General features: G+C 42.1%; 9 protein-coding genes. 3 read left to right on the forward strand and 6 right to left on the reverse strand.

What is annotated here, in order from left to right; all coding sequences use genetic code 11:
* Positions 1-387: 387 nt before the first annotated feature.
* The 3 genes from EAE92_RS23230 to sbcD all read right to left on the reverse strand — a co-directional run bounded on the left by EAE92_RS23230 (position 388) and on the right by sbcD (position 5,797).
* Positions 388-585: a hypothetical protein gene (locus EAE92_RS23230; RefSeq protein WP_214069757.1), complete on the reverse strand. Its 198-nt coding sequence runs from the start codon at positions 583-585 to the stop codon at positions 388-390.
* A 293-nt stretch (positions 586-878) separates the two neighbouring features.
* Positions 879-4,565: an AAA family ATPase gene (locus EAE92_RS23235; protein ID WP_214069758.1), complete on the reverse strand. Its 3,687-nt coding sequence runs from the start codon at positions 4,563-4,565 to the stop codon at positions 879-881.
* Entirely contained in the window at positions 4,562-5,797 is a 1,236-nt protein-coding gene (gene sbcD / locus EAE92_RS23240; protein WP_214069759.1) for an exonuclease subunit SbcD, read from the reverse strand. Before sbcD ends, EAE92_RS23235 begins: the two co-directional genes overlap by 4 nt.
* A gap of 304 nt (positions 5,798-6,101) precedes the next feature.
* Here sbcD and phoB point away from each other — a divergent pair, with 304 nt between their 5' ends.
* The 3 genes from phoB to brnQ all read left to right on the forward strand — a co-directional run bounded on the left by phoB (position 6,102) and on the right by brnQ (position 9,835).
* The gene (gene phoB / locus EAE92_RS23245; RefSeq protein ID WP_036783259.1) at positions 6,102-6,791 is read left to right on the forward strand and encodes a phosphate regulon transcriptional regulator PhoB; all 690 of its coding nucleotides are present in this window, start codon (positions 6,102-6,104) and stop codon (positions 6,789-6,791) included.
* 23 nt (positions 6,792-6,814) lie between these two features.
* Complete coding sequence (gene phoR / locus EAE92_RS23250; protein WP_036808774.1) at positions 6,815-8,125, forward strand: phosphate regulon sensor histidine kinase PhoR; 1,311 nt, start codon at positions 6,815-6,817, stop codon at positions 8,123-8,125.
* 378 nt (positions 8,126-8,503) lie between these two features.
* On the forward strand, positions 8,504-9,835 hold the full coding sequence (gene brnQ, locus EAE92_RS23255) for a branched-chain amino acid transport system II carrier protein (RefSeq protein WP_214069760.1): 1,332 nt from the start codon (positions 8,504-8,506) through the stop codon (positions 9,833-9,835).
* Positions 9,836-9,974: 139 nt separating this feature from the next.
* On the opposite strand, the gene ggt is transcribed toward brnQ, so the two are convergent.
* The 3 genes from ggt to EAE92_RS23270 form a co-directional block, all read right to left on the reverse strand.
* A complete protein-coding gene (gene ggt / locus EAE92_RS23260) occupies positions 9,975-11,735 on the reverse strand; it encodes a gamma-glutamyltransferase (RefSeq protein ID WP_214069761.1) in 1,761 nt (586 codons plus the stop codon).
* A gap of 221 nt (positions 11,736-11,956) precedes the next feature.
* Positions 11,957-12,559: a peroxiredoxin C gene (locus tag EAE92_RS23265; RefSeq protein WP_036808784.1), complete on the reverse strand. Its 603-nt coding sequence runs from the start codon at positions 12,557-12,559 to the stop codon at positions 11,957-11,959.
* A 418-nt stretch (positions 12,560-12,977) separates the two neighbouring features.
* The coding region (locus EAE92_RS23270; protein ID WP_214066812.1) for a transposase at positions 12,978-13,217 on the reverse strand (240 nt) is incomplete at its 5' end.

The raw sequence follows: 13,217 nt of genomic DNA on the forward strand, positions 1-13,217 counted from the left end.
TTCTTACCGGTCAGTGCCTGACCCTCCTGAAGCGCTTTCAGGGCTTTGTCGAAATCGAAAGATTGAGTCATTTGTCATTCCTTTTTGAGATATATTACTGGAATGACACAGAATTTCTAACACTCCCATTTATTATGCAAAATCGTGATGCTTTAAATACTTCAATTTAAGCCATCTCTCTTTTCATGCCTTTAATGTAATCTCATGCACAAATCAATTTGTGTTGTTATTTTTATAAACTATTTTTGCTCTCGGTTTACATTTAAATACCCACTTAATTGTTATCGCCTTTCTGGATGATTAATCTAACAAACCTTTTACTATCGATGATGAAAATAAGGCGTTATTAGAGAAAATCAATCAATAGACAATACGCTACCTGAAATTTTATATGATGGAAAAAACTTTATTTTTAAAAGGGATTGTCAACGGCTTATGAGTTATTAAGGTTAAACCTGTTAAACCTGTTAAACCTGTTAAACCTGTTAAACCTGTTAAACCTGTTAAACCTGTTAAACCTGTTAAACCTGTTAAACCTGTTAAACCTGTTAAACCTGTTAAACCTGTTAAACCTGTTAAACCCATCGTCTTTAACAAAACCTGCGGACTTCTCCCTCCTGAATGCTAATTATGAGTAAAACGCGCTTTTAACATCAGGGGAAAAGGGATAACAAACAGCTCGAAGAATTATCATTTCGTTGGACGTTCTTGCTTCTTGATGTATGTTGGCGAGAGTAAGCCACGCAATACATTCAAAACCAGCAAGGGTAATGCCTTGCCGAAATTTCTTTCCCGCCTTTATGCTGGCGGGAGTATCCTTTTCAAGGAAAAAATGGCGGCATTCAATTCACTTTGGGAATACTTTTTATTGTTTTCCGCTATTGTTTACCATAACGAAACTCAGGGGAGAGTTTACTTATCCCAAGCCCATTAATTTTTTTAACTTTGATCTGCACGGGTATCCGTTCTTTCATGGCTTCAATGTGGCTGATAACACCGATGGTTTTACCGAAAGCATTTAAATGGTCCAGCGCGTCAAGCGCAATATCAAGGGTTTCTTGATCAAGTGTGCCAAAGCCTTCATCCAGGAATAGTGAATCAATACTGGTTTTATTGCTGACTAAATCAGATAGCGCTAAAGCCAAGGCGAGGCTAACCAGAAAACTTTCGCCGCCAGAAAGCGTTTTGGTATCGCGAATAGCATCGGCTTGCCAGGTATCAACCACTTGCAGTTCAAGACCATCACTGTTTTTACGTTGCAAATCGTAGCGTCCGTGCAATTTTTTCAGCCGTTGATTGGCGAGATGAACCAAATGATCCAGTGTTAATCCTTGAGCAAAACGACGGAATTTAGCGCCATCAGCTGAACCAATCAGGTTATTAAGATAACTCCAGTCATCATAATTTTGTCGGCAATGATTGATCTCTTCCAATAAGGATTTTTGCTGTTGACGGCGTGTTGCATCATTACCAAGCAGGTTTTTCAGTTCTCCTTGTTGTAAGGTGTTTCTTTTTAGCTCATCAATAAGGCTTTCCAACTGTTTGGTCAGTTGTGATTTTGTATATTGATCAAGTAATTCAGGGCGATTTTTCCGATGTTGTTGCAGGGCCTCTATCGCTTTCTGGCATAGGGCGTTGGCTTGTATCTGCTGTTGTTCAAGCTGTTCTTTGAGTTGTCGTAATTCCTTACGTTGTTCTTGCGATAACAGTGCCGCTTCAAGGGCATGTTGATCGGTAAATGGGCTTTTAGCTAACGCGACATTAAGGTTCTGTTCTGCCTGCTGTTTTTGTTGTTCAGATTGGCGACAGTTTTTTTCTGTCTCATGAATGGCGCCGGTTAGTTGGTTGATGCTGGATTGCGCTTGTTGCAGATGTGACAATGCCTGTTTGTGCATTTCCTCCAGCTTTTGAGATTGTTGTTGTAGTGCTTGAGTGATTTCCGTAACGGATTGTTCACCAAATAGCTTTTTGCGTTGTTGTTGTGTCTCTGCGAGTTGTTGTTTCTGCTGTTGTGCTGTTTGATTAAGCTCGTTTAAACGGGATACATATTCTTCTTTCTGTTTATGCAATGATTCAATCTGATTTTGGATAACTGCTTCTTCTTTTTGGATCTGTTGCCAATTTTCATGACAGTTTTGATATACCTGCCACTCTTTTCTACGTTGTTGCAGCCAGTTTTCACTCTCATTTGACATTGGCAGTGATAAATCATATTGCTGTAATTCTGATGTCATTTTTTCGATGACATCCGTCAGCTTACGTTGCTGCTGTTGTATCTCTGGTTGCAGTTCAGATAAGTGTTTTTGCAGTGTATTGTATTGATGCTTACTCAGTTCAATATTTCGCTCAATTTCTTTAACGTGTTCTTGATGAGCGGCCACTGTTTTTTCTGTTTTCTGGTACGTTTTTTCTGCTAGTTCAAGTTCGGTTAATTGGGTTTGGCAAAGCTGATGAGCAGATTGGTTTTGTTGCACAAATAGTTCGAGAGCGGGTTTATCTGAAAGAGAAATGTCGATCTGTAATATTGCGCAAGTTTCCTGCCATTGTTGAGTTAATACATTCAATCGTGGTTCAGCGTTAGCAATTTCTTGCAAAATATGGTCGTATTGTTGCTGTTGGAACTCTTTTTTATTGACCAATGATATTTTGGTGGCTTGTAACCCGTCGAATTGCAGACGTAAATCTTTTAACCGTTGTTCTGATTTTGGCAGTTCAATATTTTGATAAGCTTGAATGGCAGGATGATGTTCAGAACCGCACAGTGGGCAAGGGGAGCCTTCCTTGAGTTGCGCCCGTTCTTTTTCCAGACTGACAATCTTTTGTTCTAACTGAATACGTTGAGTCAGATCGGCTAAATGTTGCTGTTTGTCTGAGAGTTGTTTATCAATGGTTTCAATTTGAACAGGAAGTTCCTTTAATAATTTTTCCGATTGTTGTAAGCGAATATGGTGACTGGCAATAGCGGCTTGTAATTGCAAGATTTGCGGCGACAGGATTTCCAGTTTATGTTGCAGCGGTAGCTGTTCCTGATATTGAGTTAATTGTTTTTTTAATTTCTCCGGCGAATATTGTTTTTGTAGAGTAAAAAATTGTTGCTTAGCTTGTTCAAATGCCAGTTCCAGCGGTTGGTTATTTTCAATCTGTTGTTTTAAATCTTCTCCTTGTTTGTTCAGATTATCGTTAAGTTGCGCGATTTCGGCGGTGAGTTCGCCAATTCTTTGCGTTTGGTGATCAATTTGCTGCTGCTGTTCTTGCCGCCAAGAGAATTGATGTTGCCAAAAAGCCAGCTTTTCACCGAAATATTGATGATAAGGTTGTTGTTCGAAATAGTTTTCCAGTTGTTTTTTTTGATTGGTGAATGATAGCGCGCGCTGATTTGCGGTGTCATATTGCTGACAGCGGTTTTCAAGTGCGGTTTTCTGTTCGTTGATTTGTTGCTGAGTAAGATTGAGTTCTTTAATCTGCACCGCAATTTGATGATCTAATGGAATCACTTGTTCTGTTACTAGCTTTTCTTGTTGTTGCCGGCGTTGTTGGTGTGCGGCTCTGGCAGAGTCTGCATGAGTCACGTTTTGCTGTATCGGCGTGAGCGTCTGTTGTTGTTGATGAAGTTGCTGACGCATCTCTGCCAACTGGTTGCTGATTCTCTGATGTTCATATTGCGTTCGGTTTTTATCATCCAGTAATGGGCGCAATGTTTCTGCCGGTTCACTGCTAGCCAGTTTTTGCAGTTGCGGCTCTGCATGAGTAAGCGCTTTTTCTGCCTGTTGTAAGGAAGCGTTATTTTCAGTAACAAGTTGCTCAAGTTCTTCCTCACGTGTCAGCCATTGTGCCGAATGTTGCACTGTTTTTATCTGCTGATTGAGTTGTGATTCAGCATGGGTGAGTTGTCGCTGTTGTTCCAGATATTGTTGATGTTGTTCTGCTGTTAACAAATCAATGGCGGATGCTTTGGCTTGCAGAATATCCAGCTCTGATTGTGCTTGTTTATGTTGTTGGTAGATTTGTTGAGATAAAATTCCGTAAATTTCAGTACCGGTTAACTCTTCCAATAAATCAGCCCGTTCGTTTGGCTGAGCATTGAGGAAAGCGGCGAAATCCCCTTGGGAGAGCAACATAGATTTGGTGAAACGGCCGTAATCTAATCCGGTAATTTCAATGATTTTCTCTTTTTTATCCTGGATTTTATCGGACAGAATTTTGCCGCTGCTGCTAAGGGCGAGTTCTACTTTAGGGGCTTGCAGATTGCCATTTGGTTGATTACGCGCTCGTCGTTGGCTCCAGAAAGCACGGTAAGCGACACCTTTCACTTCAAACTCAACTTCAGCTAATGATTCCGCGGTGTGTCGGGTCATCAGCTCATTTTGTGAGGTAGAAATCGTTAAGCGTGGGGTTTCGTGATAAAGCGCAAGGCAGATCGCATCCAACAAGGTGGTTTTACCCGCACCGGTAGGGCCGGTTATGGCGAACAGACCATTGCTGGCAAACGGCTCTGCTGTGAAATCAATTTTCCATTCACCTTGTAATGAATTAATGTTCTTTAGCCGTAGACTCAAAATCTTCATGCCTGCTCCTCCTTGTTTTTAGCCTGATAGATATCGTTCACTGTTTGTTCGAAAAGAGTAGTCAGACGTCTTTTATGTTCTTCATCTTCGAGTGCTGATTGGGCAAGTCGTCGGGCAAAAACCTCATTAACGCTAAGTTCTGTCAGGGTTTCTCTGTTTTCTTGCGCTAGCCTATTTTGCTGTTGTGTTTTACTGCGTCGCAGCAGAATGACTTCGACAGGAAGCTCTGCAACCATTGATTGAATTCTTTTCTGAATATCATGGAGGTAATCTTGGGTGGCAACTTCAATATCCAGCCAGACGGGCTGCTCTCCTTGATGGTCATTAAAAGTTTGTAATTGTTGCTCAATCTGTTGTAGGTCGCCCTTGATAAGCTGCATAGGCTGATATTGTGGAATGGGTAAAAGCTTAATAGATTCCAGTTTGTCTTGGGTAAATTCCACCAAACAGACGCTTTTCTCTTGCCCGACTTCATCGAAACTAAGAGGAATAGGGGAGCCGCTGTAGCGAATATGTTCAGATTTAGCCACGATTTGTGGCCGGTGAATATGCCCAAGCGCAATATAGTCTACCGGCGGGAACGCTTGTGCCGGGAAGGCGTCCAATGTACCGATATAAATATCCCGCACTGAATCTGTAACCGTGGCGCCAACGGTCGTTAGGTGTCCGGTAGCAATGATAGGTAAAGGCAAATTCAATTCATCACGTAATTCACACGCTTGCTGATAGAGTCGATGATAGTGTTTTGCAATGGCTTCTTGTAATGCGAGTTGTTTTTGTTCTCCTGATTGACCGGACTGGCTGATCATAATATCTCTTGGCCGCAGAAAAGGGATTGTACAAAGAATCGCACCGGCATTGCCTTGTCTGGTGGTGAGTACTTTTATCTGTTTTTGTGGATCTTTTTCTGCGTGAGCGATAACGGTGGTATTCAGGCAGGAAAGGAGTTCTTTTGATTCATTTAATGTTGCGACTGAATCATGGTTACCACCAAGGATAATTAACTGACAACCGGTAGGCTGTAGTTCAACGATAAAGCGATTATATAGCTCGCGGGCGTAGCTAGGCGGTGAGCCGGTATCAAATACATCTCCGGCGACAATTAATGCATCGGCCTGGTAGTTTTCGATCTGTTTAATCAGCCAGCGCAGAAAATGTTGATGTTCAGCAGCCCGGCTTTTTGTAAAAAAATATTGGCCGAGATGCCAGTCCGAAGTGTGAATAATACGCATAGTTTCGCCGTCATTGGTTAAAGTGAAGCATGATTATAATCGCTGTATTCTGAATGTCGCTTTTAAATCCAATCTCTTGAATATATCTCCGAGCGGCTTCGCATTCATTATGAAATATGACAATTGTTAAATTAATTATTGCGAAATAGATTGCAGATAGCGGATAACCAAGGCAGGATTTCATAAATTTGTCATAAAACTGACGCATAATGCTTTTTCAAATTAGGCTGTTATCAGGTGCGCCGTAAAACCTCGTTCTTTAGGGCGTAGTGGATGTCAACTCAATATATTAACGGGATTAATCATGGCAAGACGCATTCTGGTAGTTGAAGATGAAGCTCCGATTCGTGAGATGGTCTGTTTTGTTCTGGAAAAAAACGGGTATCAGCCGGTAGAAGCAGAGGATTATGATTCTGCGTTGGCATGTTTATCTGAGCCATATCCTGATTTAGTGTTATTGGATTGGATGCTTCCCGGCGGCTCTGGCTTGCAGATAATTAAACAGATGAAACGGAATAATAATATCCGTGATATTCCGGTGATGATGCTGACTGCCCGCGGTGAAGAGGAAGATCGGGTGCGTGGCCTCGAAGTTGGGGCGGATGACTATATCACCAAGCCTTTTTCTCCTAAAGAGCTGGTTGCTAGAGTTAAAGCGGTATTACGGCGTATTTCACCGATGGTTATGGAAGATATTATCGAAATGAATGGCTTGGTTTTGGATTCAACCTCCCATCGGGTGACCAGCCAGGATAAAGCACTGGATATGGGGCCGACGGAATTTAAATTATTGCACTTCTTTATGACTCACCCTGAACGGGTCTATAGCCGTGAACAGTTGCTTAATTATGTTTGGGGAGCAAACGTTTACGTTGAAGATAGAACTGTTGATGTCCATATCCGCCGTTTACGTAAAGTATTAGAGATTGGCGGCCATGATAAAATGGTGCAGACCGTTCGTGGTACGGGTTACCGTTTTTCTACCCGTTACTAAATCCACGCACCGGAGAATCTAATGTGTTAGAACGTTTATCCTGGAAGAAGCTGGTTTCAGAACTGTTTCTCTTTTGTTTGCCTGCGTTAATTTTGTCGATATTTATTGGTCATTTATCTTGGTGTTTATTTGTTTCGGTGTTTTTTGCGCTGATATGGCATGGTTATAATCTGCTGAAACTGTCGAACTGGCTATGGCTGGATCGCAGTATGTTGCCGCCGTCGGGGAGAGGAGGGTGGGAGCCAATTTTCTATGGTATTCACCAGATGCAGCAACGGAATCGAAAACGGCGTCGTGAGCTGGCATTGTTGATCAAACGGTTTCGTAGCGGGGCGGAATCATTGCCCGATGCCATTGTGATGATGACAACAGAAGGTAATATTTTCTGGTGTAACCGTTTGGCGCAACATTTACTCGGTTTTCGTTGGCCAGAAGACAATGGACAGCATATTTTTAATTTACTCCGCTACCCTGATTTTAGCCGGTATATCCTTTCCAGAGATTTTTCACGTCCTTTATCCATTGAATTAAATAATGGTTTTACCGTTGAGTTCCGGGTGATGCCTTATACTGAGGGACAGTTCTTGATGGTTGCCAGAGATGTGACTCAGAAGCGAACATTGGAAAATGCCCGTCGTGACTTTTTTGCCAATGTCAGCCATGAAATGCGTACCCCTTTAACCGTCTTGCAGGGTTATTTGGAAATGATGCAGGATCAGGCAGAGGATAATCCGCTAAATAAGAAAGCGCTGCATACGATGCAGGAGCAAACCCGAAGGCTGGACAGTTTGGTGAAACAATTGTTGCAACTGTCTAAAATTGAAGTCGCTCCCCAGATTGATATGAATGAAGTGGTTGATGTGCCTTTGATGCTTAAAGTATTGCGTCAGGAAGCCTCGGCACTGGGTAATGAATGTTATAAGATTAATTTTGATATTAGTGAAGGACTTAAAGTGTTCGGCAATGAAGAGCAGCTTCGCAGTGCAATGTCGAATTTGGTTTATAACGCGGTTAACCATACCCCGAAAGGGACTCAGATTGATGTCAGTTGGAAAAAGAGTTCCCACGGCGCTGAATTTACCGTGAAAGATAATGGGCAAGGCATCAGTGCTGAACATCTACCTCGTTTGACCGAACGTTTTTATCGGGTGGATAAAGCGCGTTCCAGACAAACGGGAGGAAGTGGTCTCGGTCTTGCGATTGTGAAACATGCCTTACATCATCACCATTCTCATCTTGAAATTTCCAGCGAAATAGGGAAAGGGACGATCTTTAGTTTTACTTTACCAACAGGATTGATGGTACCTGTCAAAATAACCAGCAAACAGAGATAGGAATAGTTTGATTAACAGTAATAATTAATCTTCGCAATTGATTATTATTTTTTCAGGTTAAAAAAAACGCAAATCATATAGTGTTTATTCAATGATAGCTAACAGCAATCACTAGTTTTGAAAAAGAGTACGGCATATACTTCTGCATTCTGGTTTATCTATTGCCTTCTGGCACTATAAAAGTTTTACTTGTGGGCAGTTGTTGGCGATTCTATCTATAATAACTGCTATAAATCTGTCTTCAACAGATACTTGGTGAATATTATTTTGATAATGAATCGTTAAATTAGGGTTCAATATTGTCAATATGGGCTTAGCTATTGGCAGTATTTATATTATTCAGGCCATAAATATGGTAACAAAATATTAATAATCATTATGACACATCGTTTATCATCTAAGGATATTTGGGCATTAGGGTTTATGACTTTTGCTCTGTTTGTGGGGGCGGGAAATATCATTTTTCCCCCTATGGTGGGGTTACAATCAGGTGAATATGTTTGGTTAGCAGCACTAGGCTTTCTAGCGACTGCGGTTGGTTTACCCGTCATCACAATCATCGCGTTGGCAAAAGTTGGCGGTGGTATTGAAGAGCTGAGTTCACCTATTGGTAAAGTTGCTGGTTTGCTGCTGGCGACAGTTTGTTATTTGGCTGTTGGTCCTTTATTCGCTATCCCACGGACCGCAACTGTCTCTTTTGAAGTAGGTATTGCCCCGCTTACCAGTACCGGCGAGTTACCCCTGTTTATCTACAGTCTTATTTATTTTTTGTTGGTAATTGCTGTTTCCCTGTACCCAGGCCGTTTGCTTGATACTGTCGGGCATGTGTTAGCGCCTATCAAGATGTTGGCGTTAGGTATACTTGGTGTTGCTGCTTTACTTTGGCCGGCCGGTGATTCAATTCCAGCGATTGATGTTTATCAGCAAATCCCATTCTCCAGTGGCTTCGTCAATGGTTATCTGACGATGGATACGCTGGGAGCGATGGTGTTTGGGATTGTTATTGTTAACGCCGCGCGTTCAAGAGGCGTTGCCGCATCTTCATTATTGACCCGTTATGCAATGTGGGCAGGTTTTATTGCCGGCTTTGGTCTGATACTGGTTTATCTTTCCCTGTTCAAATTGGGCGCTGGCAGCGGATCGTTAGTGCCTCATGCAGAAAATGGCGCGGTCATTTTGCATGCCTATGTTCATCATACTTTTGGTGGTGTTGGCAGTCTTTTCCTGGCTGTGCTGATTTTTGTCGCCTGTATGGTGACGGCGGTTGGATTAACCTGTGCATGTGCTGAGTTTTTCAGCCGCTATTTGCCCCTGTCTTATCGTTCATTGGTTTTGATCCTTGGAGGATTTTCCATGTTGACTTCTAACCTTGGTTTGAGTCATTTGATTAAGATTTCTATACCGGTACTGACAGCTATTTATCCACCTTGTATCGTTCTGATTGTGTTAAGTTTTACGCTGTGCTGGTGGCATAATTTTACCCGCATTTTGGCTCCGGTAATGTTAATTAGTCTGATATTTGGTATTTTGGATGCGATTAAGTCATCCGAGGCATTAGTTTATTTGTTACCAAACTGGGCAACACGTTTACCACTGGCGGATCAAGGGTTGGCTTGGTTAGCACCATCCCTGTTGGTTTTAGTTGTGGCTGGTATTTATGACCGTGTTTTAGGGCGCTCTGGTACCCGCGAGACGCAAATGCATCAGTGATGATGTTTGTTTCTCTGACTGTTTGCCATCGTCGGATGTTCAGGGAAAGTATGGGATGGGGTTCCTGAAAAAAGGATATCCCATCCCGATATTGCCTATACAGATTAGCTATTTTTTTAGTTGTTGGTCATTTTGGTCATTAGTAACCAATAGCCGCACCGGCCGGGCGTCGGACATCATTGGCGCCATAAAAATGGTTTTCACGCACTTTACCAGATACGGCGGCATCATTGCCTGAAGAATTAGCTGAATCGCCAGCGGTTTTAGGTAAACCCACCATAATCACTTCAGCAGCGCCCCACGGTATCTGTTCCACCATCTTGTATCCCATTTTTTCTAGTAAATTCAACGAGTCTTTAGAAATACCACGTTGCTCATAATAAACTTCGTCGGGTAACCATTGATGATGAATGCGGGGGCTATTAACCGCTTCTTGAGGAGGCATCCCGTGTTCAATGATGTTTAAGGCAGTTTGCAGAGTAATAGAGATAATACGGGAGCCGCCGGGTGAACCCAGAACAAGGAATATCTTGTTGTCTTTTGTGACAAGTGTCGGGCTCATCGAGGATAGTGGGCGCTTACCTGGGGCAATAGAGTTAGTCGCGCCTTGGATGAGGCCATAAAGATTCTTCTCACCAATTTTAGTGGTGAAATCATCCATTTCATCATTGAGGAAGAAACCTGTCCCGGGGGCGATGACGACAGCGCCGAAAAGTCCGTTGATAGTATAGGTGGTTGAAACCGCATTACCTTCTTTGTCGACAATGGAGTAGTGAGTGGTTTCTGGTTTTTCATGGGGGCCAATACCTGGCTGAACATTCTCCGATAATGTTGCTTTACCTGGTTCTATTTTTTTACGTAGAGATTCAGCGTAATTCTTACTCAATAAGCGATCGATGGGATTTTTAACAAATTCTGGATCGCCAAGGTAAGTATTTCTATCCATGTAGGCATGACGCATGGCTTCTGTCAGTGTGTGAATATAATTAGCCGAGTTAAATCCCATTTCTTTGAGGTTGTAACCTTCCAAGATATTCAGAATTTCACACATGGTTACTCCACCTGAACTCGGTGGCGGTGAAGAGATAAATTTATAACCGCGATAGTTACAGGTGACGGGGGTTGTTTCTGAGATTTTATAGTTGGCAAAATCAGCTTCGGTAATAATGCCGCCGGATTTTTTAGCTGCTTCGGCGACCAGTTTAGGAATATTTCCGTGATAGAAAGCTTCTTGCCCTTTTTTAGCAATTAACTCCAACGTATTCGCTAGATCGGTTTGTATCAGCCTGTCTCCTGGTTGATAAGGAGAGCCATCTTTGCGTAGGAAGATACGGGCTGCTTCTGGATCTTTGCGGAAGCGTTTGATTGAAGTATCCAGAATATCAGTGTCTGCGCGGGTCAGTATAAATCCTTCTCGTGCCAGCTTAATCGCAGGCGCCATAACTTGTTCACGACTTAATTTGCCATATTTTTTTAGGGCGCTGTTTAACCCCATCACAGTTCCAGGCACACCGGCCGCGCGGTAACCATATAAACTTGATTCTTTAATAACATTGCCGTCTTTATCCAGATACATATCGGCACTTGCTGCATTTGGCGCGGTTTCGCGGAAGTTAATAAAAGTATTGGTGCCATCAGCCAAATGAATTGTCATAAAACCACCACCACCGATATTTCCACAACATGGATTAACAACGGCTTGGGCATAGCCAACGGCAACGGCTGCATCAACTGCGTTTCCTCCCATTTTGAGGATATCGACACCCACTTGTGAAGCAAGGTGTTGGGCTGAAACGACCATACCATTTTTAGCTTCAACAGCCGGTTGCGAAGCGGCATAAAGATGGGATGAGATAAGCAAGGATAAGATTGCCAGTGGTGTTTTCCATGTTTTCGACATATTGCGAGCTCCTGTTTTTTGGCGAGGTTATTTTCGTCAGTTGTAATAAGCTGTTTTATTTACACTGATTTTAATGTTAAACAATTGTAAATTTAATTATAAATGGCGATGGTTATCAGGAAGAGGGAGTTTTTGTGCGCAAGGTGGCAAAACGAGGAATTTCAGTGATAAAAAAACCAGCCGGAATAACCGGCTGGTCTGAATATGGGTAATATCTAAGGTTATAGTTTACCAGCGTTTTGAGACAGGTATTTAGCTACGCCATCTGGAGAGGCGCTCATACCTTCTTTACCTTTTTCCCACTGTGCAGGGCAGACATCACCGTGCTCTTCGTGGAATTGCAATGCGTCAACCATACGCAGCATTTCGTCAATGTTACGGCCCAGAGGCAGATCGTTAACGACTTGATGACGAACCACGCCATTTTTGTCGATCAGGAAAGAACCGCGCAGAGCGACACCCGCATCTGGATGCTCAATGCCGTATGCTTTTTGAATTTCACGTTTAGTATCGGCAACCATTGCATATTTAACTTCGCCAATACCACCTTGATCGATAGGAGTTTTACGCCATGCGTTATGGACGAATTCAGAATCAAAAGAAACACCGATAACTTCAACACCGCGCTTTTTGAACTCTTCGTAGCGGTGATCAAATGCGATCAGCTCAGAAGGGCATACGAAAGTAAAGTCCATTGGCCAGAAAAAGATAACCGCAGGTTTACCATTTAGGTGTTTTTTCAGGTTGAAATTCCCAACTATTTCGCCGTTGCCGAGGACTGCTGCTGCTGTAAAGTCAGGGGCTTGACGAGTTACCAGAACCATGAGTTACTCCTGTAGTTTTACGAGGTTTATGTAAAAATTAGATATAGAATAAAGAATTAGCGTACACCAATAAAGGATAAAATACTAATCTTTGCAATAGATTTTACCTATTAATACTTTATTTTTATTTTCTTTACCTTAATAAAATAGGGGGTTTTTGCAAAGGTTTATTCGGATTCAAACTAAGAGACTTATATCAATTAGTCTATTTTATTCGTTATAGAGCAAATCTGGGCACTGTTCGGGCCACTCCTAATACAACCCGTCAGCGCGACCGAAAAACATTATTCTCACCTATGACTTACCTACATTTACTTACATGTCGATTTCTGTGTCCATCATTTATTCTCCAGCATAGATGGGCAATTTGTAGTTATTGGAATAAGAACTTACTGAAATAAGTTAAATAATTACCTGATTACCATCGAATCTCAGCTAGCTTGAGTAAATACTCAGGTATAGGTGCTGCCCGGATACATGAATAAATAAGCTGTTCGAATGTTTTTTTAAGGTTAAAGCGCCAATTGAACCTGAAACAGAATTCGGCAAGATAACGAGGTAAATACTTTTTGCTAATCGAATGATATGTTCCGCGTATCGAATTTTTTACATTACTTATCATTGTGTTAACCCACTGAAAATAAGGAAGCTTAACACT

The sequence above is a fragment of the Photorhabdus hainanensis genome (genome assembly GCF_018448965.1).
In the GTDB taxonomy this organism is placed as follows: Bacteria; Pseudomonadota; Gammaproteobacteria; order Enterobacterales; family Enterobacteriaceae; genus Photorhabdus; species Photorhabdus akhurstii.